22 protein-coding genes are annotated in these 20,102 nt (G+C 62.4%); 18 read left to right on the top strand and 4 right to left on the bottom strand.

All coding sequences use genetic code 11. The features are described from left to right. The first annotated feature begins 7 nt into the window (after window positions 1-7). From sseA to M727_RS0119045, 4 genes are all read left to right on the top strand, one after another. Complete coding sequence (sseA, locus tag M727_RS0119060; RefSeq protein WP_027154016.1) at window positions 8-859, top strand: 3-mercaptopyruvate sulfurtransferase; 852 nt, start codon at window positions 8-10, stop codon at window positions 857-859. A 5-nt stretch (window positions 860-864) separates the two neighbouring features. Next, window positions 865-1,428, top strand: coding sequence for a GNAT family N-acetyltransferase (locus M727_RS0119055; RefSeq protein ID WP_027154015.1), 564 nt, complete (start codon window positions 865-867; stop codon window positions 1,426-1,428). Between the two features lie 112 nt (window positions 1,429-1,540). After that, window positions 1,541-2,347, top strand: a complete 807-nt coding sequence (dapB, locus tag M727_RS0119050) for a 4-hydroxy-tetrahydrodipicolinate reductase (RefSeq protein WP_027154014.1) — start codon at window positions 1,541-1,543, stop codon at window positions 2,345-2,347. Between the two features lie 77 nt (window positions 2,348-2,424). Next, complete coding sequence (locus tag M727_RS0119045) at window positions 2,425-2,892, top strand: DUF1203 domain-containing protein (protein WP_027154013.1); 468 nt, start codon at window positions 2,425-2,427, stop codon at window positions 2,890-2,892. A gap of 228 nt (window positions 2,893-3,120) precedes the next feature. Here M727_RS0119045 and M727_RS0119040 read toward each other — a convergent pair whose 3' ends face one another. Continuing rightward, window positions 3,121-4,422 (bottom strand): outer membrane beta-barrel protein, encoded by a 1,302-nt coding sequence (locus tag M727_RS0119040; RefSeq protein WP_027154012.1) that lies wholly within the window; start codon window positions 4,420-4,422, stop codon window positions 3,121-3,123. Between the two features lie 198 nt (window positions 4,423-4,620). After that, window positions 4,621-5,736, bottom strand: coding sequence for an alanine dehydrogenase (gene ald / locus M727_RS0119035; RefSeq protein WP_027154011.1), 1,116 nt, complete (start codon window positions 5,734-5,736; stop codon window positions 4,621-4,623). Between the two features lie 159 nt (window positions 5,737-5,895). On the opposite strand from ald, the gene M727_RS0119030 reads away from it, so the two are divergent. After that, window positions 5,896-6,369, top strand: a complete 474-nt coding sequence (locus M727_RS0119030; protein ID WP_023799250.1) for an Lrp/AsnC family transcriptional regulator — start codon at window positions 5,896-5,898, stop codon at window positions 6,367-6,369. Here the strand turns inward: M727_RS0119030 and M727_RS0119025 are convergent. Beyond that, on the bottom strand, window positions 6,366-7,022 hold the full coding sequence (locus M727_RS0119025) for a 5-formyltetrahydrofolate cyclo-ligase (RefSeq protein ID WP_027154010.1): 657 nt from the start codon (window positions 7,020-7,022) through the stop codon (window positions 6,366-6,368). The two genes, M727_RS0119030 and M727_RS0119025, sit on opposite strands and share 4 nt — an antisense overlap. A 241-nt stretch (window positions 7,023-7,263) precedes the next feature. Here M727_RS0119025 and M727_RS0119020 point away from each other — a divergent pair, with 241 nt between their 5' ends. Further along, the gene (locus M727_RS0119020; RefSeq protein ID WP_027154009.1) at window positions 7,264-8,529 is read left to right on the top strand and encodes an NAD(P)/FAD-dependent oxidoreductase; all 1,266 of its coding nucleotides are present in this window, start codon (window positions 7,264-7,266) and stop codon (window positions 8,527-8,529) included. A 206-nt stretch (window positions 8,530-8,735) separates the two neighbouring features. Here the strand turns inward: M727_RS0119020 and M727_RS0119015 are convergent, their stop codons facing one another. Then, on the bottom strand, window positions 8,736-9,992 hold the full coding sequence (locus M727_RS0119015) for a cyclopropane-fatty-acyl-phospholipid synthase family protein (RefSeq protein ID WP_027154008.1): 1,257 nt from the start codon (window positions 9,990-9,992) through the stop codon (window positions 8,736-8,738). Between the two features lie 243 nt (window positions 9,993-10,235). Between M727_RS0119015 and M727_RS43800 the strand changes: the two genes are divergently transcribed. The 12 genes from M727_RS43800 (at window position 10,236) to M727_RS0118945 (ending at window position 20,066) form a co-directional block, all read left to right on the top strand. Continuing rightward, entirely contained in the window at window positions 10,236-10,370 is a 135-nt protein-coding gene (locus M727_RS43800) for a hypothetical protein (RefSeq protein WP_023799246.1), read from the top strand. Between the two features lie 109 nt (window positions 10,371-10,479). Further along, entirely contained in the window at window positions 10,480-10,770 is a 291-nt protein-coding gene (locus M727_RS0119005; protein WP_027154007.1) for a Dabb family protein, read from the top strand. A 209-nt stretch (window positions 10,771-10,979) separates the two neighbouring features. Then, window positions 10,980-11,891: a VOC family protein gene (locus tag M727_RS0118995; RefSeq protein ID WP_027154005.1), complete on the top strand. Its 912-nt coding sequence runs from the start codon at window positions 10,980-10,982 to the stop codon at window positions 11,889-11,891. Next, window positions 11,888-12,718 carry a 3-deoxy-8-phosphooctulonate synthase gene (kdsA, locus tag M727_RS0118990; RefSeq protein ID WP_027154004.1) on the top strand — a complete coding sequence of 277 codons (831 nt, stop codon included), beginning with the start codon at window positions 11,888-11,890 and terminating at the stop codon, window positions 12,716-12,718. Before M727_RS0118995 ends, kdsA begins: the two co-directional genes overlap by 4 nt. A gap of 102 nt (window positions 12,719-12,820) precedes the next feature. Continuing rightward, the gene (locus M727_RS0118985; RefSeq protein ID WP_027154003.1) at window positions 12,821-13,024 is read left to right on the top strand and encodes a dodecin family protein; all 204 of its coding nucleotides are present in this window, start codon (window positions 12,821-12,823) and stop codon (window positions 13,022-13,024) included. 120 nt (window positions 13,025-13,144) lie between these two features. Then, the gene (locus tag M727_RS0118980) at window positions 13,145-13,510 is read left to right on the top strand and encodes a PRC-barrel domain-containing protein (RefSeq protein WP_027154002.1); all 366 of its coding nucleotides are present in this window, start codon (window positions 13,145-13,147) and stop codon (window positions 13,508-13,510) included. Between the two features lie 403 nt (window positions 13,511-13,913). After that, window positions 13,914-15,188, top strand: a complete 1,275-nt coding sequence (eno, locus tag M727_RS0118970; RefSeq protein ID WP_027154001.1) for a phosphopyruvate hydratase — start codon at window positions 13,914-13,916, stop codon at window positions 15,186-15,188. Window positions 15,189-15,387: 199 nt separating this feature from the next. Next, window positions 15,388-15,711, top strand: a complete 324-nt coding sequence (locus tag M727_RS0118965; RefSeq protein WP_027154000.1) for a septum formation initiator family protein — start codon at window positions 15,388-15,390, stop codon at window positions 15,709-15,711. Window positions 15,712-15,883: 172 nt separating this feature from the next. Further along, entirely contained in the window at window positions 15,884-16,930 is a 1,047-nt protein-coding gene (pdhA, locus tag M727_RS0118960) for a pyruvate dehydrogenase (acetyl-transferring) E1 component subunit alpha (RefSeq protein ID WP_027153999.1), read from the top strand. Window positions 16,931-16,945: 15 nt separating this feature from the next. After that, complete coding sequence (locus M727_RS0118955; protein WP_027153998.1) at window positions 16,946-18,379, top strand: pyruvate dehydrogenase complex E1 component subunit beta; 1,434 nt, start codon at window positions 16,946-16,948, stop codon at window positions 18,377-18,379. A 4-nt stretch (window positions 18,380-18,383) separates the two neighbouring features. Next, complete coding sequence (locus M727_RS36795) at window positions 18,384-18,677, top strand: DUF5076 domain-containing protein (RefSeq protein ID WP_036262673.1); 294 nt, start codon at window positions 18,384-18,386, stop codon at window positions 18,675-18,677. Between the two features lie 9 nt (window positions 18,678-18,686). After that, the gene (locus M727_RS0118945) at window positions 18,687-20,066 is read left to right on the top strand and encodes a pyruvate dehydrogenase complex dihydrolipoamide acetyltransferase (protein WP_027153997.1); all 1,380 of its coding nucleotides are present in this window, start codon (window positions 18,687-18,689) and stop codon (window positions 20,064-20,066) included. Window positions 20,067-20,102: the final 36 nt, after the last annotated feature.

Here is a 20,102-nt window from a genome sequence, read left to right as displayed (position 1 = left end):
AAGAACAATGGCCGAAGACAGCCCTTTCACCGTCGATGCGGACTGGTTGCAGAAGCGCCTTGGCGAGCCTGGCCTGACCATCGTCGACGCGTCCTGGTATTTGCCGGCGCAGAAGCGCGACGCGCGCGCCGAATATGACGCAGCGCACATTCCGGGTGCCCGTTTCCTGGATCACGATGCGATCTCGGATCCTGATTCCCCACTGCCGCACACACTGCCGTCGCCGCAGCATTTCGCCCAATATGTCGGCGCCATGGGCATTTCGGCCGACGACACCATCGTTGTCTATGACGGTCCGGGCTTCTTCTCGGCGCCGCGCGCCTGGTGGATGTTCCGTGTCATGGGGGTGTTCCAGGTCTACATATTGGACGGCGGCTTCGATCGCTGGAAAGCGGAGGGACGGCCGGTGACGGCGGAGCCGACGAAGATCGCGCCTTGCGTGTTCCATGCCGACTTCGATGCCGCTCGCGTCGCCAGCCTGGCCGACATGCGCCGGATCGTCGAGACCGGAGAAAGCCAGATCGCCGATGCGCGTTCGCCTGGCCGGTTTGCCGGTACCGAGCCGGAGCCTCGCGCCGGCGTCCGCTCGGGCCATATGCCCGGCGCGCGCAATGCGCCGTTTTCGGCGCTTGCCGAGGATGGCGAGTTGCTGTCGAAAGACCGGTTGCGCAAGGTGATCGAGGACGCCGGCATCGACCTGTCAAAGCCGGTCGTCACCTCTTGCGGCTCAGGCGTTACGGCGGCGGCGATCACGCTGGCGCTCGAGACGCTAGGCCACACCGACAACAGGCTCTACGACGGTTCATGGACCGAATGGGGTGGGCTTGTCGATACGCCCGTCGTGACGGGCAAGGACTGACTGTGATGGAAAACGGCGCGCTTGAAGACATCGAGGTCACGGTGACGTTTCTCGAAATGCATGCGCCGCCGGCCTATTCGCCGCCGCTGCCGTACAACCGCCAGATCGCATTGCTGAAAACCAAGGACATTCCGCTGCATTTCTACCGCTATTTGATGGATCGGGTGGGCCGCAAATGGCACTGGGTCAACGTGCTGAGGCTGAGCGACGAGGAGCTTTCTGCCGGGATCCACCGCGAGGACCGCGACATCAGGGTGCTGTATCTCGACGGCTCGCCGGCCGGCTTTTTCGACCTGAAGCCGCATCTGCCGGGAGAAGTGGAACTTGCCTATTTCGGCATGATGGAGCACGCCACCGGCCAAGGCATCGGCCGCTGGTTCCTGGGTGCGGCGATCGACGCCGCCTGGTCGCACGGCCCAAGACGGGTGACGGTGCAGACCTGCACCCTCGACCATCCGGCGGCATTGCCGCTCTATCAGAAGCTCGGCTTTGAACCGGTTGCGCAAAAGAAGGAGATGGTGCATCCAATGACCTTCGCCGAGCGTGCGGCCAGCGTCATGCGGCCATGATTTTCTCCGCAAGCTGAATTTCATCAATGTTTCAGCCTGGAGGCAAACTGTTGGAGCGTTCGTCACGCGTCCAAGGCAACGCGTGGCGCTCGAAATGGCGATGGGAGGATCAATGACGATTCGGGTGGTGATGGCCGGTGCGACCGGCTGGGTCGGCAAGGCACTGGTTCTGGCGATCGGGGCGCAAAGCGACATGGCGCTGGCCGCGGCCGTGTCACGCAGCGGCGCTGGGCAGGATTCCGGCCTGCTGGTCGGCCTGCCGGCAAACGGCATCATCGTTGCCGCCTCGCTGGCCGAGGCAATGGAGGTGCCGTCGGACGTGCTGGTCGACTACACCAAACCGCACGTGGTGAAGGACCATGCGCTGCTGGCCATCGAAAACGGACGGCACGTGGTGATCGGCACCTCGGGGCTGGGTTCGACCGATTTCGCCGAGATCGATGCTGCAGCCCGCGCCAATCGTGTCGGCGTCATTGCCGCCGGCAATTTTTCGATCACCGCCACGCTGATGAAGCGGTTTGCCCTGATGGCGGCGAAATACGTGCCGGATGTCGAGGTCATCGACTATGCCAGCGCCAGGAAACCCGACGCACCGTCCGGCACCGCGCGCGAGCTTGCCGAAGCGCTGGCCGATGTCCGCAGAGCTTCGACCGCGCGGCCGGTCTCGGAGGTCTCCGGTGTGCCGGGAACGCGCGGTGCTGCGGTTGGCACGGGCGAGGGGGTGCAGGTGCACGCGCTTCGCCTGCCTTCCTACATCCTGTCCTGCGAAGCGCTGTTCGGCCTGCCCGACGAGCGGCTGACCATCCGCCACGACGCCGGCTCGTCCGCCGCCCCTTATGTGGCCGGCACGCTGCTGGCCATCCGGCGGGTACAGGAGATCACCGGGCTGGTGCGCGGTCTCGACGCGCTGATGGACTGATCCAGATTGGCAGGAATCGGGTGGGAAGCGCTGGCGCAGCGACGTAATTTCCGGTCAGCGACATCGGAGATTTCACCATGACCATCCAGTTCAAGGCCTTGCCCACGGAAGGTGTCAGAGCCTTGCAGCGCGGCGGGCCGGACGCCTATGGCCTGATACCAGAGCGGAAAATATCCGACGGTGACGGCGTGCCTTGCCGCCACTGCCTGAAGAACGTCGCCGCTGGAGAAGCCTACCTTGTCCTGGCTTATCGGCCATTTCCGCAATTGCAGCCTTATGCCGAGACCGGTCCGATCTTCCTGCATGCCGAGCCCTGCGAGCGCGCTGCCGAAGCCGAGGCGCTTCCCGAAATTCTTGAAAGCAGCGACTACATCGTGCGCGGCTACGGCAGGGACGACCGCATCGTCTACGGCAGCGGCGGTGTCATCCCAACGGGCGCTATCGCGGCGCGGGCCGAGTGTTTGTTCGAGCGCGACGACATCGCCTATGTGCATGTCCGCTCGGCACGCAACAATTGCTACCAGTGCCGGATCGAGCGCGCGTGACCGGATCGGTCGCTGCTGTCGTACGCCTGTCGCAATGTCGCGTTATGGAATGATTGTCGATCGATTTGCCGACCGCGGATGAACCGGCGGGAGATCTCGATATCAGAGGAAGCGGGGCTTTGGCTCCGCTTTTTTGCTGCCTGCATTGTCCCGCCCATTTCGTCACCCGAAGAAAAAGCCCGCCGGAATGACCGACGGGCTTTGACTGTTGTCTGGACGGCTCGAAAATTAGTTGAACTTGTACTTCGCACCAATGCGGACGGTGTGGAACGAAGGCGTGGAGGTGAGAGTGTCATCCGGCGCCCCAATTTCGGACGAAAAATCCTTCTCCGAGAACTGCGAGTAGCGGTACTCGAGGCCGATGGTCACGTTGCTAGACATGGCGGTTTCCAGACCACCACCCACCGAGAAGCCGCTGGAGTCCCAATCGAGGATATCGCCGATGGGCGAAGACGCATTCAGATCGAAATGCTGCCAGCTGTAACCGCCGAGCACATAGGCAAGTGTCGATTCGTTGACTTTCATGCCGACGCGGGCAAGCACATCGAAGCCGTAATCGGTATCCAGATTGATCGATCCGCCTGGAAATTCCAACTCGGAAGTCATGCCGGAGTAGCGGGCATCCACCATGACACCTGCGACCCAGCTGCCGAAATCATGGTCATAGCCGACGTTCAATTCGCCGAACACGCCTTCGCCGCCGAGCCCGTTGAACTCGAGCCCGCCAAGCGGCGGAACCTCGATCTGATGCACCGACGCACCCGCGCCGGCGGCGCCGCCGACGTAGAAGCCGGTCCAGTTGTAGGCAGGCGCTTCAAAAGCGGCGACGCCGCCATTCTGGGCGCCAAAGCGATAGTTGGCCCCGACCTGGAACGTATGCCGCGACGTGTCGAGATTGAGGGCCCCATCCGGCAAACCGAACTCGGAAAGCAGATCATCATTGGTGCCGAAGCGGGTATAGCGATATTCTGTCTTGATGGTCCAGTTGCTGTTGATGGCCGTTTCAACGCCGGCTCCAACGAAGTAGCCGCTCTGGTCCCAATCCAGGTCAAAACCGGCGTTGGTGTCGAGCTTGTATTTCTGCCAGGAATAGCCGCCGAGCACATAGCCCAAAGTGTTCGGCGTGAACAGGTAACCGGCCCGCAGACCAGCGTCGAAACCGTAGGTCTCGCGGACCGAAGCCTCTAGTCCAGCTACATCGAGCGTGGTTTCAATGTTGCCGATATGGGCGTCCAGGAGTCCGCCGATCAGGAAGCGCGGCGACACCATATAGTCGTATCCAACGGTCAATTCACCGTATACGCCTTCACCACCAATGCCGTTCAACGAGAAGCCGGGAAGGAAATCGCTGCTGAGCTCGTGGACATTGGCGCCGGCGCCGACGCCAAAGCCGACATAAATGCCACTCCAGTTGAAGGCCGACGTTTCGACCACCGGCACAAGCGCGTCGGCGGCCTGAGAAGCCGATCCGAGCGCCAGTACGGAAACCGCGCCAAGAAGAAGAGATTTTGCGAATCGTTTGTTGATCATTGCCCCTACCTTTTGAAAACCCGGCACCCGTCTAGCACCTGCCCATGCCGGCGGATGTAACAAAAAAGCCACAACAATGACACATTGCAAGCATCGCGGGTAAAACCGGCCAGCCTAGCGCAATTCGTGAAATCTACTTGTGGAAAAAGCCGCCGGGAGCGTCGGCGGCTTTGTCGGGAGAGGAAATCGGCGGCGGGTTCAGGCGGCGAGAACGGCCTTCGGCTCGACCAACTCATAGCCGAGTGATTCGGCCACCGCGCGGTTGGTGATTTTGCCCTTGTGGACATTGAGGCCGTTGCGCAAATGATGATCGTCGACCAGCGCCTTCAGGCCTTTGTCGGCAAGCTGCAGGCCGTAATGCAGCGTCGCGTTGCTCAACGCCTGGGCCGAGGTGACCGGCACCGCGCCCGGCATGTTGGCGACGCAATAGTGAACGACGCCGTCGACCTCATAGGTCGGGTCGGCATGAGTTGTGGCGTGCGAGGTCTCGAAGCAGCCGCCCTGGTCGATGGCAACATCGACCAGCACCGAGCCTTTCTTCATTCCCGACAGCATTTCGCGCGAAACGAGTTTTGGCGCGGCGGCACCCGGGATCAGCACGGCGCCGACGACGATGTCGGCCGAAAAACATTCCTCTTCCAGCGCCTCGACCGTCGAGTAGCGGGTGTGGACGCGGCCGCCGAAGATATCATCGAGCTGGCGCAGGCGCGGGATCGAGCGGTCGATGATGGTGACGTCGGCGCCAAGGCCGGCCGCCATCCGTGCGGCATGCAGGCCGACGACGCCGCCGCCGAGCACAGTGACCTTGCCAGGCAGCACGCCGGGCACGCCGCCGAGCAGAACGCCGCGGCCGCCATTGGCCTTCTGCAGCGCGGTGGCGCCCGCCTGGATCGACAGGCGGCCCGCGACTTCCGACATCGGCGCCAGCAGCGGCAGGCCGCCGCGGTCGTCGGTGACCGTCTCGTAGGCGATGGCCGTCACGCCGGAGGCCAGCAGGCCCTTGGTCTGCTCCGGATCCGGAGCGAGATGGAGATAGGTGTAGAGGATCTGGCCGTCACGCAGCTGGACCCATTCGTTGGGCTGCGGCTCCTTGACCTTGACGATCATGTCGGACTTGGCAAACACGTCGGCGGCCGTCTTGGCGATGGTGGCGCCGGCGGCGCGATAGGCATTGTCGTCGGCGCCGATGCCGGCGCCGGCGCCGGTCTCGACCAGCACTTCGTGGCCATGCGCGACATATTCGCGGACCGATCCCGGCGTCAGGCCGACGCGGTATTCGTGGTTCTTGATTTCCCGGGGGCAGCCGACGCGCATCTTCTTCTCCTCCTGATCCAGCCTTTTGGGGCATGTTCGCTGTTGAGGGACAGTGAACCACGAATCGTCGCGTAGGTGTTTGCGAATACGCTTGCGCAAGACGGCACGGTTCGATAATCGTTGCGCAAAACAGCGTGATTGTCGCAGGAATCCCGAAAAATGCCGCTCGACAGGATTGATATCGCCATCCTCGAAACGTTGCAACGGGATGGGCGGATACCCAACGCGGCGCTTGCCGAGAAGGTCGGCCTGTCACAGTCGGCCTGCTCGCGCCGGCTGGACAATCTGGAGAAATCCGGAACCATCCGCGGCTACCACGCCCGGCTGTCCAATGCCGCTCTTGGCCACCAGATGACGGCGATCGTGCATATATCGCTGTCGGGGCAATTCGAAAAGACACTGTCGGATTTCGAGGCGGCGATAAAGCGCTGCCCGAATGTGTTGTCCTGCCACCTGATGTCGGGCGAATACGATTATATCCTGCGCATCGCGGCAAAGGACCTCGTCGACTATGAGCGCATCCACAAGGAATGGCTGTCGGCGATGCCGCATGTGACGAAGATCAACTCGTCGTTCGCCTTGCGCGAGATCGTCGACCGGACGGCGGTGGGGATGAAGCCGGAACTTGCCTAGGCTTTGAAGGCCTCCGTTACCACCCGGTCCATCGGGATATCATGCGGCTGCGGGTAGATGGTGGCGATGCGCTGCAGTTCGTAGCCGACACCGATGACCAGCGGCTTGAACGGCATTGCCGCCAGCGTCCGGTCGAAGAAGCCGCCGCCATAGCCCAGCCGATACTGTCCCGGATCGATGCCGACGACAGGCGAGATGACGATGTCGGGCAGCACCGGATCGCCTTCAGCCGGGATCGGGATATTCCAGACACCTTTTTCCAGCCGATCGCCCGGAACGTAGGCGCGAAAGATAAGCGGGCGGGCTTTCTCGATAACGATCGGCAAGGCAGTGCGGCCACCACGCGCGTTGACCGATGCCATCCAGGCCCGCAAATCCGGCTCGCCGCGGAACGGCCAGTAGAGGCTGACCATGCGGCCGGCAATGTCTCCGATCACCGCGTCGAGGCTTTCGCCGATGCGCTGCGACATTGCCGTCCGCACCTCAGCCGGGACAGCGAGGCGCGCCGCAATCAGCCGCTCGCGCTCGGCCTTGCGCCATCGTTTCACGTCGTTCCAATCGGATAGGGGCGCCCGGAATTCCGGGTCGAGCTCGTGCATGAAGCAAGGCGGCGAGGAATATTGCCCCGGACCGTCGTCATGATCGCTAGCCAAGTTCCTCTCCTTTCGTCTGCTTCGATGAAAATTATACTCGGCGGCAGGATGGGGCATGTACAACAGCGACATGTTAGGGCGGGCAGTCGGCAAAGTCGGATGTTGTTGCAGTGCACAAAAGTCGCTACATCAGCCTTGGCGAAATTGCACCCCAGTCTGCTCTCGCGGCCAACGGCCCTCACGGCCCACCTGCTCTCCCGGCCAACCTGCTCCCGGCCAGCCTGCTCCCGGAGTGAATGAGATGAACGAAACCAGCCATCATGTCGTCGTCGTCGGGGCGGGCTTCGGGGGTCTCGAATTCACCCGCGCGCTTGACGGCGCGCCGGTGCGCATCACCATGATCGACAAGCGCAACCATCATCTTTTCCAGCCGCTGCTCTATCAGGTGGCGACTACGGCGCTGGCGACCTCGGAAGTCGCCTGGCCGATCCGCCATCTCCTGCGCAAGCGCAAGGATGTGACGACACTGCTGGCCACCGTCAGCGGCGTCGACCGCGCCGGCAGAAACGTGCTGCTCGATGATGGCGGCGCGGTTGGATACGACACGCTGCTGCTGGCCACCGGCGCCCGCCACGCCTATTTCGGCCATGACGAATGGGAGAATTTCGCACCGGGGCTGAAGACGTTGGAGGACGCCACCACCATTCGACGGCGCATCCTGCTCGCCTTCGAGCAGGCCGAGCGGGAAAGTGATCCCGCCAAGCGCCAGGCGCTGCTGACACTGGCGATCGTCGGTGGCGGACCGACCGGCGTGGAACTGGCCGGCACCATTGTCGAACTGGCGCACGAGATGCTGCGCGGCGAGTTCCGCAACATCGATACGCGGCAGACGCGCGTGGTGCTGATCGAGGCCGGTGACCGTATCCTTCCCAATTTCGCCCCGGAACTCTCCGACTATGCCAGCAAGGCGCTCGAGCGGCTTGGCGTGACGGTCGAACTCGGTCGGCCCGTGACACGTTGCGACGCGGAGGGTGTCGTCTTCGGTGAAACGCATCTGCCGGCCAGGACTATCCTGTGGGCAGCAGGCGTCGCCGCTTCGCCGGCCGCCGAATGGCTGGGGGCGGCAGCGGACCGCGCCGGCAGGGTGCTGGTCGAGCCCGATCTGACCGTGCCGGGCAGCCCGGAGATTTTCGTCGTCGGTGACGCTGCACACGTCCTGCGGCCGGATGGCCGCATGGTGCCCGGCGTAGCACCCGCCGCCAAGCAGCAGGGCCGGCATGTCGCCACGACGATCAAGGCCCGGCTTGCCGGCGACGCAGCCCCGCGGCCTTTCCGCTACAGGCATGACGGCGATCTGGCGACGATCGGCAAGCGCGCCGCCGCGATCGATTTCGGCTGGATCAAGCTCACCGGCCGGCCGGCCTGGTGGCTTTGGGGCCTGGCGCACATCTATTTCCTGATCGGCTTCCGTAACCGGCTTGCGGTTTCGCTGAGCTGGCTATGGATCTACCTGACAGGGCAGCGCAGCGCGCGGCTGATCACCCAAGGCGACGACGACAGGAGCTGACGTCTCCGCCGCGCACATGCATCCGCACGTCATCTGTTCCCTTATGGACTCGACCGGATTCAGGCGCGAAGCTCTGCTTCGGTCAGGACTTGGCACGCTGTTGAAGGCTGGCACGCCGTTGAACAGCAGCCGGCTCGAACCGCATCATCGACTTGATGTTCGACGGAGAACCAATTGATCCCATGCGGAAATTAGTCGTCGCCACCCTAAGCCCTGTAAACCACCTGGCGGACATCGATGTAGCTGGCGCGGAAGCCGGCTTCGCAATAATGCAGGTAAAACTCCCAGAGCTTCTTGAAGCGGTCGTCGAAACCGAGCGGGACGATCTTTTCCCATGACCCACAAAAACGGTGGCGCCATTCGGCGAGCGTGCGGGCATAGTCGTCCGGGAAAATGCGCTCGCGCAGATGAGCAAGGCCATGGTCTTTGCCGAGCGTTTTCAGGATCGACGGCGTCGGCAGCATGCCGCCCGGGAAGACGTAACGCTGGATGAAATCCGGCCGGGCGCGATAGGTATCGTAGGCTTTCTCGTTGATGGTGATGATCTGCAGGCCGGCGGTGCCGCCAGGCCGCAGGCAATCCTTCATCTTGCCGAAAAACACGGGCCAGTACTTTTCGCCGACCGCCTCGAACATCTCGATCGAGGCGATGCGGTCGTAGGAACCGGTTTCGTCGCGGTAGTCCTGCAGCTTGATGTCGATCTTGTCGGCAAATCCAGCCTTCTGGACGCGTGCTCTGGCGAAATCATGCTGCTCGCGGCTGATCGTCAGCCCGGTGACGCGGCAGCCGATCTCGCGCGCCGCGAATTCGGCAAAGCCGCCCCAGCCGCAACCGATTTCAAGCACGTGGTCGTTCGCGCCGATGCCCGTGTCCTTGGCCAGCGCGCGATATTTGGCGGCTTGCGCGCTTTCCAGATCGTTGGCGCCAGCCGCATAGAGCGCCGACGAATAGGTCATGCTCGGATCCAGCCATTCCTTGTAAAAGGCGTTGCCGAGATCGTAATGCGCCGAAATGTTGCGCTTCGAGCCGGTGCGGGTGTTTTGGTTGAACCAGTGGCGGACACGCTGGACGGCGTTGATCAACCAGCTGGCGCCGCCGGCGATGCGCTCTCCGATTTCTGAATTGACTACGAACAGTTCCAGGAAACTGGTCACATCGGGACTGTCCCAATCGCCGTCGATGTAGGATTCGGCGATGCCGATGGTGCCGCCGGTGAAGGCGCGGCCGGGCAAGCGCCAGTTCTTGAGCACCAGTTCGGCGTCCGGACCCGGGCCCTTGCCGCCGACGAGGACGGCGCGGCCGTCCGGCATCCTCACCTTGAGCGAGCCACGCTGCAGGTTCATCGCCGCCGACAGCACCATGCGCGCCTTGGCCGGCAGGCCTTTGACGGTCTCGGCGAAATTGAATTCGTCCAATCTGACCGCGTCGCCCGACGCAACGCTGGTGTCTTCCTTGTGAGCCATGTCACGCCCCCGGGACTTCTGCGGCGCCGGCGCAAAATCGCCGGTTTCCAACTCTCTCGCAGTTCATCGGCAGGGCGCGAACGCCGCTTCCCGATGAATCCCCGCAGCAATCTTTCACGTCATCAAGGGGAACTTCAAGAGCCAAGGCAAGCGAGCACGGATCATGGAAAGATTTTGGGGGAGGGCGCTGATCAACGCCGGAATCACTATGGTTGCAGCCACCCGGATGCAGTAGTTTTAGCCATGCGTTATGTCATCGTCATCTGCGCCGTCACGTTCTTCCTGATCTGGGACGGGCTCTACAATCAGGGCAGCTATCTGGACACCACGGTCAGGGAGATTAACCGCATCGTGCGCTACATCACCAGCATGATGTAGGTTTCCTCGCATTCGCCCCAACGCGTTGTTGCCGCGACATCGTTGCCGGTTGACGCAATCGTGTTGCCCACACAAAACATGGCTTGCACATCGATCGAGGAGGCTGGGGTTGATCCGGCATATCGTTTTCTTCAGCGCACGGCACAAAGAGGACGTCGAGGCCGTACGCACGGGCTTGCTGGCGCTGGGCAACATCCCCCATTCCCGTCTGTTCGAGGTGACGCTCAACAGCAAGGTCGACCCGCTTTCGGACGAGATCGACGTGGTCGTTTATGCCGAGTTCGAGGATGACGCCGCTCTGGCCGCCTACAAGGCGCATCCGCTCTATGCCGAGACGACCAGCCAGGTCAAACCGCTGCGTGAATTGCGCTATTCGGCGGACATTGTGGCTGCGACTTGAAGGGAAACTGACCGAAGCAGGAGCGCACCCGTCCGCGGCGGTTGGCTCGGTCGGATCAGCGCCCGGCCGCTTCGGCGCGTCCCAGGCGAGCATGGCCAAGAACAGCCATCGCGACGACCGCTGCCGCTATATGAAATCCCTGCGCGTCAGGCGAGGGCTCTTGAACCAACTTCCGGAATGATGCACACCGCGCCGGCATGATTGAGACGATGCCAGCACGCCCTCATTCGCCCGGCGCTTATCCGCCCGGCCCCTATCCGCTTGACCATCTTGTCCTGCCGACCGCGAGCCTCGACGTGGCGCGGGCGCGGCTGGTTTCGCTTGGCTTTGTCGTGGCGCCGACCGGCATCCATCCTTTCGGCACGGAAAACTGCTGCGTCTTCCTTGAAGACGGCACCTATCTCGAGCCGCTGGCAGTAGGCAATGCGCAAGCGGCGGCGAAAGCGATCGCCGACGGCAATGCCTTCGTCGCGCGCGATTGCGCCTATCGTGACAGCTGCGGCAATGAGGGATTTTCCGCCCTTGTCCTGGGCACCCAGAATGCCGATGCCGACCACGCACGCTATGTCGAAGCCGGCCTGTCGGCTGGAGACATGCTGAGCTTTTCGCGCGCCTTCACCGACGCGGCGGGAAACAGCGACACCGCATCGTTCAAACTGGCCTTCGCCTCCGGCACCGGGGCGACGGACGCATTCCTGTTTGCCTGCGAGCGGATCAATGCGCCGAAAGTGGACCGCAGCGCGCTGCAGGTCCACGCCAATGGCGCAACCGGCATCATCGAAGTCGTGGCGGTCAGCAACGAGCCAGCCGAACAGCACCGATTGATTTCGATCGCGACGCGCGGTCCGGCGACCGGGCAGGGGAGCAGCACCGTGTTTGACCTGCCGAACGCGACCTTGACCCTGCTTGACCCCGCCGCCTTCGAAACGCGCGTCGGCATGCCTGCCGGCGCACCATCGGAACTCCGCTTCGCGGCGATCGTCTTTTCAGTTCGTTCCGCCGACACGGTCGCCAGGCTGCTTGCAGCCAGTTCCGTCGAACATGACATACGCGGCGATGATATTGTCGTGCGGCCGGCATCCGGGCAGGGTGCGGCCTTCGTTTTCCAGGAGAAAGCATGAGCAAGCCCAATCCGTCCGTAACCGTCGGCAATGTCGTCTTCGACAACACCGCGCCGCTGTCACTGATTGCCGGCCCGTGCCAGCTTGAATCGCGCCAGCACGCCTTCGACATGGCTGGCGCGCTGAAGGAACTGACCGAGAAGCTCGGGCTGGGCCTCGTCTACAAGACCAGTTACGACAAGGCCAACCGCACCTCGCTTGGCGGCACGCGCGGCGCCGGGCTTGATGCGGCGCTGCCCGTCTTCGACGATTTGCGCAAGGCGTTTTCGCTGCCGATCCTGACCGATATCCACACCGAGGAACAGTGCGCGCTCGTGGCGCCGCATGTCGATATCTTGCAGATTCCGGCTTTCCTCAGCCGCCAGACCGATCTGCTGATCGCGGCGGCAAGAACCGGCAAGGTCGTCAATGTGAAGAAGGGCCAGTTCCTCGCACCGTGGGACATGAAGAACGTCGTCGCCAAGGTCACCGGTTCCGGCAACGCCAATGTGCTGGTCACCGAGCGCGGCGCGTCCTTCGGCTACAACACGCTGGTGTCCGATATGCGCGCCCTGCCGATCATGGCCGAGATCGGCGCGCCGGTGATTTTCGACGCCACGCATTCGGTGCAGCAGCCGGGCGGGCAGGGCGGCTCGTCAGGTGGCGATCGGCGCTTCGTCGAGACGCTGGCGCGCGCCGCGGTTGCGGTCGGTGTCGCCGGCGTCTTCATCGAGACGCATCAGGATCCCGACAACGCCCCCTCCGACGGTCCCAATATGGTGCCGCTGAAGGACCTTCGGCCGCTGCTTGAAAGGCTGATGGCATTCGATCGCGTCGCCAAGGGCTGAGCAAATTCAGCGGTCCGGCCCTAAGTCCGACCCCTAAACTTGTGATCAACAGGCGCCGGTTGTACGCTGCCCAGGCAACCGAATGCCTTGGAGGAGGAAGCCATGTCCGTCGCCCGCGTCACCGAAATCACATCATCGTCGAATAAGAGCTTTCAGGACGCCATCGAACAGGGGATTGCCCGCGCCGCAAAGACATTGAAGAACGTCGAAGGCGCTTGGATCCAGGACCAGAAGGTCGTCGTCGAGAACGGCAAGATCTCCGCCTACCGCGTCAACATGAAGGTCACCTTCATCCTCGCCGAGTGATCAGCCCTGCACTTATAACCGTGTTCATGAAAGTCGGGTGACCGCCTTCATGAAAGTCGGGAACCTTCGCAGCCCTCTCCTCATTGTCGAACCGGAAGTGAACGACAAAAGGAGCACATCATGACAACCCAGACAGGACACACTGAAGCCATCGCTGCCTCGCGGGTGATCGGCACGTCCGTCTACAACACGGAAGGCATGCACATCGGCGACATCGAGGATGTCATGCTCGACAAATTGTCGAATGGAATCATGTTTGCCGTGATCGGCTTTGGCGGATTTCTCGGCATCGGCGAGAAGTACCACGCCATTCCGTGGGCGAGCCTCGACTATGACGAGAACAAGGGCGGCTATGTCGTGCCGTTCACCAAGGAGCAACTGAAGGCTGCTCCCGCCTATTCGATCAACGAATTGACGGGCGCCGATGGCGAGGCCGCGCGTGATGCTTCATACAGTTACTACAAGGTCGAGCCTTATTGGCATTGATCTTGCTCTGCCGGAATCAAAAGGCCCCCGGTTGAACCGGGGGCCTTTTCTCTGGGATATCTACTCCGCTGCAAGGGTGGACAACTCTACCGCGCCCTGTTGAGGCTGCTGAGTGTCACACGACGTCAAAAACGCCGCCGCGATCAGGAACAAACTCACAATACCGCTCAACTGAGACATGGCGAAACTCCTCCTGTTTCGCCCCGCGCAGCTGTGAGCATAAACCAGAAAGCCGCATGCCGCCAAGGCCTATGACTGACATGACTTATGATGACAGCAATTTGTGCTTCGTGATTCGATGTGGCGGAAGTGGCGGCACTATTTGCGGACGCCCCGATTGCGTTTTGCGGCACTTTGGCTAAGACGTGCGCGACGCTTCGTCAGATCAATCGGGGACATCGCAATGACTGCCATCATCGACATTGTCGGGCGCGAAATCCTGGACAGCCGCGGAAACCCGACCGTCGAGGTCGACGTCGTGCTCGAAGACGGCTCGATGGGCCGCGCTGCGGTGCCTTCCGGCGCCTCGACCGGCGCGCATGAGGCGGTCGAGCTGCGCGACGGCGGCGCCCGCTACCTCGGCAAGGGCGTCCTGCGGGCGGTAGAGGCCGTCAATGGCGAGCTGTTCGAGGCGATCGGCGGGATGGAAGCCGAGAACCAGATCCACATCGACCAGACCATGATCGAGCTCGACGGCACACCCAACAAGAGCCGCCTCGGCGCCAATGCGATCCTTGGCGTGTCGCTGGCGGTGGCCAAGGCTGCGGCGGAAGCGGCTGGCCTGCCGCTCTACCGCTATGTCGGTGGCACCAAGGCGCATGTGCTTCCGGTGCCGATGATGAACATCATCAACGGTGGCGCCCATGCCGACAACCCGATCGATTTCCAGGAATTCATGATCCTGCCGATCGGTGCGCCGACACTGCGTGATGGCGTGCGCTGGGGTTCGGAAATTTTCCATACGCTGAGGAAGCGGCTGAAGGACGCCGGCCACAACACCAATGTCGGCGACGAGGGTGGCTTCGCTCCTAACTTGAAAAGCGCCCCCGCAGCGCTCGATTTCATCATGGAATCGATCGAGAAGGCCGGCTTCAAGCCGGGCGAAGAGGTTGCGCTCGGCCTCGACTGCGCCGCGACCGAATTCTTCAAGGACGGCAACTACGTCTATGAAGGCGAGAAAAAGACCCGCGATCCGAAGACCCAGGCCAAGTATCTGGCCAAGCTCGCCGCGGACTATCCGATCATCACCATCGAGGATGGGCTGGCCGAAGACGACTGGGACGGCTGGAAAACGCTGACCGACCTCATCGGCAACAAGACCCAGCTGGTCGGCGACGATCTGTTCGTCACCAATACGGCCCGGCTGCGCGACGGCATCCGCATGGGCGTCGCCAATTCTATCCTGGTCAAGGTCAACCAGATCGGCTCACTGACCGAAACGCTCGATGCCGTCGAGACCGCGCACAAGGCCGGCTACACCGCGGTCATGTCGCACCGCTCGGGCGAAACCGAAGATTCGACCATCGCCGATCTCGCCGTCGCCACCAATTGCGGGCAGATCAAGACGGGTTCGCTGTCGCGCTCGGATCGCATGGCCAAGTACAACCAGCTCATCCGCATCGAGGAAGAGCTCGGCAAGCAGGCGCTCTACGCCGGCAAGTCGATCGTGAAGGGCTGAGCCGCAGAAAATCCGAAAACCCAGAATCCGAAAACGAAAGGGCGGGGCATTCTCGCCTTTTTTGTTTCAACACCGCCAGATCCGGTCGTCCGTAACCGTCCATTAAGCACAATCGGGCGAGAAAGGGCGAGGTCGCAGAGTGGTTAGAGCGCCCTTTGCGCGTCCAGGCGGGCGCGCGGCGCTCTAAGGGATTTGGGTCATGTGGACACGTCAGCACAAGCAGAGAAATACCGGTCGGCTGATCATCCCCTCGCTCTGCGTGGCGTTCCTCGCCTATTTCGGCTTTCACGCCTACCACGGCGAATTCGGCATCTATTCCAAATACCGGTTGGAGGCCAAAGCCGTCGACCTGCAAGGTAAGCTCGATGCCGTCAAGGCGCGCCGGCTCGATCTGCAGCGGCGTGTTCAGCTCATGCATCAGGGCACGCTGGAGAAGGACATGCTCGACGAGCAGGCGCGCAAGGCGCTCAATGTGTCCCACGCCGACGAAATCACCATCATGCTACCGGCCACGGCAAGATAACCCAATTCAAGTTAATCGCCGATATTTTCAACGATTTTAATCGCTTAGACGCATGTCAGCCATGCATTTTTCGGCATGGCGAAACGCTTTCTCGCGTGTTAGCCTTTGCCAAATCGGTGGGGAGAACTGATCTCCCTCAGTGTCCGTAAGAGACGCCAACAGGGAGTGATGCATGGCCACCGCCGCCAGAAAAGCGCCTGCCAAAACCAAACCCAAATCCGACGGCAAATCGGCAGGGCTTTCAGCCCCCAAACCTCTCGACTTCACCAAGGATGAGGAGCTTGACGCCTACCGGCGCATGCTGCTCATTCGCCGCTTCGAGGAAAAGGCCGGCCAGCTCTACGGCATGGGCTTCATCGGCGGCTTCTGCCACCTCTATATCGGCCAGGAAGCAGTTGTCACCGGCATGAAGATGGCGCTGATCGACGGCGACCAGATGATCACCGCCTACCGCGACCATGGTCATATGCTGGCGATGGAACTGTCGCCGCGCGGCGTCATGGCCGAATTGACCGGGCGCCGCGGCGGCCTGTCCAGGGGCAAGGGCGGCTCCATGCACATGTTCTCCAAGGAGAAGCATTTTTACGGCGGCCACGGCATTGTCGGCGCGCAGGTTTCGCTCGGCACCGGCCTCGCCTTCGCCAATCGCTATCGTGGCAACAACAATGTGACACTGACCTATTTCGGCGACGGCGCCGCCAATCAGGGCCAGGTCTATGAAAGCTTCAACATGGCCTCGCTGTGGAAGCTGCCGGTGATTTTCATCATCGAGAACAACCGCTATGCCATGGGCACCTCGGTAACGCGTTCGTCGGCCGAGACGGATTTTTCGCACCGCGGCGCCTCCTTCAAGATCCCCGGCATCCAGGTCGATGGCATGGACGTCCGCGCGGTCAAGGCAGCCGGTGATCTCGCCACCGAATGGTGCCGTGACGGCAAGGGGCCGCTGATTCTCGAAATGCAGACCTACCGCTACCGCGGCCACTCGATGTCCGATCCGGCAAAATACCGTTCCAAGGAGGAAGTGCAGAAGATGCGCTCCGAGCGCGACCCGATCGAGCAGGTCAAGGCACGCCTGCTCGACAAGAAGTGGGCTGATGAGGACGAACTCAAGGCCGTCGACAAGGAGGTCCGCGACATTGTCGCCGACGCCGCCGAATTTGCCCAGAACGACGCAGAGCCGGATCCGTCCGAGCTCTGGACCGATATCGTACTGTAACGAGAGGGCAAGGCCATGCCGATCGAAATTCTCATGCCCGCTCTCTCGCCGACCATGGAAGAGGGCAATGTTTCCAAATGGTTGAAGAAAGAGGGCGATAAGGTTGTCGCTGGTGATGTCATCGCCGAGATCGAAACCGACAAGGCGACGATGGAAGTCGAAGCGGTCGACGAAGGCACGCTCGGCAAGATCCTGGTTGCCGAGGGCACCGAGGGCGTAAAGGTCAACACGCCGATCGCGGTGCTGCTGCAGGACGGCGAGAGCGCCGCCGATATCGGCAAGGAGGCCAAGGCTGCACCGGCCTCCACCCAGGATGCGATTTCAGACGGCGGGCAGCGCACCGACGCAGCCGAGGAAGGCTCGAAGGCCGCGCCGCAGGATGCCCGCGAGGCGCCGAAGGCGTCCGTACCCGCTGCCCCTGCGATGAAGGCAGCCGCCGATCCTGACATCCCGGCCGGCACGGAAATGGTCTCGACCACGGTGCGCGAAGCGCTGCGTGACGCGATGGCCGAGGAAATGCGCCGTGACGGAGACGTCTTCGTGATGGGCGAGGAGGTCGCCGAGTACCAGGGCGCTTACAAGATCACGCAAGGGCTGCTGCAGGAATTCGGGGCGCGTCGCGTCGTCGACACACCGATCACCGAGCACGGTTTTGCCGGCGTCGGTGTTGGCGCAGCGATGGCCGGCCTGAGGCCGATCGTCGAGTTCATGACCTTCAACTTCGCCATGCAGGCGATCGATCATATCATCAATTCCGCCGCCAAGACGCTCTACATGTCCGGCGGCCAGATGGGCGCGCCCATCGTCTTCCGCGGGCCAAACGGCGCGGCCGCCCGCGTCGCCGCCCAGCATTCGCAGTGTTATGCCGCCTGGTACAGCCACATTCCCGGCCTGAAAGTGGTGATGCCCTACACCGCCGCCGACGCCAAGGGATTGCTGAAGGCCGCGATCCGCGACCCGAACCCGGTTATCTTCCTCGAGAACGAAATCCTCTACGGCCAGTCCTTCGATGTGCCGAAGATCGACGATTTCGTGCTGCCGATCGGCAAGGCGCGCATCCACAAGTCGGGCACGGATGTCACCATCGTCTCCTTCGGCATCGGCATGAGCTACACGGTGAAGGCAGAGGCCGAATTGGGCGGCATGGGCATCGATGCCGAGATCATCGACCTCAGGACCATCCGCCCTCTCGATTTCGACACCATTATCGCCTCGGTCAAGAAGACCAATCGGCTGGTGGTGGTGGAGGAAGGGTTTCCGCAGAGCTCGGTCGGCGACCATATCGCCAGCCAGGTGTCGCAGCGCGCCTTCGATTTCCTCGACGCGCCGGTCATCACCATTGCCGGCAAGGACGTGCCGATGCCCTACGCGGCAAACCTCGAAAAGCTGGCATTGCCCAATGTCGCGGAAGTCATCGAGGCGGTGAAAGCCGTGACGTACCGGGGTTAACGAGATGTCGCGCGAACTAGAAGTTCCCGCGGTGGTCGTCGAGAACAGCGAATTCGATGAAATACTCCGCGTCTGGATTGGTTCGGACGCGGTCGTCACGATGCAAGACCTCTTTGGACCAAACGCTCACAACTGGGGCATGGTGCTCGCTGATGTCGGCATGCACATAGCCAGGATGAGACTGGAACAAGATGGCATCCCTGAAATCGAGACGCTTCAGGCATTGGAAGAAGGCTATCGAGGCAGAATGTCGGAGCAGTTCAATATCCAGCACCGTTCGCTAACCGGGCGGAACTGAGGAGGAAAAATGCCGATCAACATCACCATGCCGGCCCTGTCGCCCACGATGGAAGAGGGCAATCTTGCCAAGTGGCTGGTCAAGGAGGGCGACAAGGTTTCGCCGGGCGATGTGATCGCCGAGATCGAGACCGACAAGGCGACGATGGAAGTCGAAGCTGTCGATGAGGGCACGGTGGCCAAGCTGGTGGTTCCAGCCGGCACCGAAGGCGTCAAGGTCAACGCGCTGATCGCCGTGCTCGCGGCCGAAGGTGAAGATGCGGCGGCTGCCGCCAAGAGCGGTGACGGCGCTGCCGCGCCGGCAAAAGCCGAGGCACCAAAAACAGAAGCCCCCAAAACTGAAGCACCAAAGGCGGAAACCCCAAAGCCGGAAGCGCCGAAACCTGCGGCCGCACCGGCGCCCCAGGCGGCTCCGATTGCCAATGGCCATGCAAGCGGCGAACGTATCTTCGCCTCGCCGCTTGCCCGTCGCATCGCCCGGGAAGCCGGTGTCGATGTCTCCGCCGTGACCGGCTCCGGCCCGCATGGCCGCGTGGTCAAGGCCGATGTCGATGCCGCGATTTCCAGCGGCGGCGCCAAGGCGGCACCGGCCGCGAAAGCCGCACCCGCCGGCGCTCCGGCTCCGGCCGCAGCCAAGCCAATGTCGGACGACCAGGTGCTGAAACTGTTTGCCGACGGCTCCTACGAGCTTGTCCCGCATGACAACATGCGCAAGACCATTGCGCGCCGGCTGGTCGAGGCCACGACCACCATCCCGCATTTCTACCTGACGCTCGACTGCGAGCTTGATGCGCTCCTGGCCCTGCGCACGCAGGTCAATGCGGCCGCCCCGGTGAAGAAGACCGACAAGGGTGAGGCGCCGGCCTACAAGCTGTCGGTCAACGACATGGTCATCAAAGCGATGGCAATGGCGCTGATGGCGGTGCCGGATGCCAATGCGTCATGGACCGAGAGCGCCATGGTCAAGCACAAGCATGCCGACGTCGGTGTCGCCGTGTCGATCCCCGGCGGGCTGATCACGCCGATCATCCGGCGTGCCGACGAAAAGACGCTGTCGGTCATCTCCAACGAGATGAAGGATCTTGCCAGCCGCGCGCGCAGCCGCAAGCTGAAGCCGGAAGAATACCAGGGCGGCACCACGGCGGTGTCCAATCTCGGCATGTTCGGCATCAAGGACTTTGCCGCCGTCATCAACCCGCCGCATGCGACGATCCTGGCGGTCGGCGCCGGCGAGGAGCGCGCGGTGGTCAAGAACGGTGAGATCAAGATCGCCACCATCATGTCGGTGACATTGTCGACCGATCACCGCGCGGTCGACGGCGCGCTCGGCGCCGAACTCCTCGTCGCCTTCAAGCGCATGATCGAAAACCCGATGGGCATGCTGGTCTAGAGGGGAAAGAAGGCGGTGCGGGAACTCTTCACCAGC

It is taken from the genome of Mesorhizobium sp. WSM2561 (assembly GCF_000513915.1).
Classification (GTDB): Bacteria; Pseudomonadota; Alphaproteobacteria; order Rhizobiales; family Rhizobiaceae; genus Mesorhizobium; species Mesorhizobium muleiense.
Note: the sequence above shows the minus strand (reverse complement) of the source record. Positions and strands in the feature narration are given on the sequence as shown.

Coding starts and splice junctions, on each gene's coding strand:
- sseA (WP_027154016.1), top strand. CDS start 8: ATGGCCGAAGACAGCCCTTTCACCGTCGATGCGGACTGGTTGCAGAAG.
- M727_RS0119055 (WP_027154015.1), top strand. CDS start 865: ATGGAAAACGGCGCGCTTGAAGACATCGAGGTCACGGTGACGTTTCTC.
- dapB (WP_027154014.1), top strand. CDS start 1,541: ATGACGATTCGGGTGGTGATGGCCGGTGCGACCGGCTGGGTCGGCAAG.
- M727_RS0119045 (WP_027154013.1), top strand. CDS start 2,425: ATGACCATCCAGTTCAAGGCCTTGCCCACGGAAGGTGTCAGAGCCTTG.
- M727_RS0119040 (WP_027154012.1), bottom strand. CDS start 4,422: ATGATCAACAAACGATTCGCAAAATCTCTTCTTCTTGGCGCGGTTTCC.
- ald (WP_027154011.1), bottom strand. CDS start 5,736: ATGCGCGTCGGCTGCCCCCGGGAAATCAAGAACCACGAATACCGCGTC.
- M727_RS0119030 (WP_023799250.1), top strand. CDS start 5,896: ATGCCGCTCGACAGGATTGATATCGCCATCCTCGAAACGTTGCAACGG.
- M727_RS0119020 (WP_027154009.1), top strand. CDS start 7,264: ATGAACGAAACCAGCCATCATGTCGTCGTCGTCGGGGCGGGCTTCGGG.
- M727_RS0119015 (WP_027154008.1), bottom strand. CDS start 9,992: ATGGCTCACAAGGAAGACACCAGCGTTGCGTCGGGCGACGCGGTCAGA.
- M727_RS43800 (WP_023799246.1), top strand. CDS start 10,236: ATGCGTTATGTCATCGTCATCTGCGCCGTCACGTTCTTCCTGATCTGG.
- M727_RS0118995 (WP_027154005.1), top strand. CDS start 10,980: ATGCCAGCACGCCCTCATTCGCCCGGCGCTTATCCGCCCGGCCCCTAT.
- kdsA (WP_027154004.1), top strand. CDS start 11,888: ATGAGCAAGCCCAATCCGTCCGTAACCGTCGGCAATGTCGTCTTCGAC.
- M727_RS0118985 (WP_027154003.1), top strand. CDS start 12,821: ATGTCCGTCGCCCGCGTCACCGAAATCACATCATCGTCGAATAAGAGC.
- M727_RS0118980 (WP_027154002.1), top strand. CDS start 13,145: ATGACAACCCAGACAGGACACACTGAAGCCATCGCTGCCTCGCGGGTG.
- eno (WP_027154001.1), top strand. CDS start 13,914: ATGACTGCCATCATCGACATTGTCGGGCGCGAAATCCTGGACAGCCGC.
- M727_RS0118965 (WP_027154000.1), top strand. CDS start 15,388: ATGTGGACACGTCAGCACAAGCAGAGAAATACCGGTCGGCTGATCATC.
- pdhA (WP_027153999.1), top strand. CDS start 15,884: ATGGCCACCGCCGCCAGAAAAGCGCCTGCCAAAACCAAACCCAAATCC.
- M727_RS0118955 (WP_027153998.1), top strand. CDS start 16,946: ATGCCGATCGAAATTCTCATGCCCGCTCTCTCGCCGACCATGGAAGAG.
- M727_RS36795 (WP_036262673.1), top strand. CDS start 18,384: ATGTCGCGCGAACTAGAAGTTCCCGCGGTGGTCGTCGAGAACAGCGAA.
- M727_RS0118945 (WP_027153997.1), top strand. CDS start 18,687: ATGCCGATCAACATCACCATGCCGGCCCTGTCGCCCACGATGGAAGAG.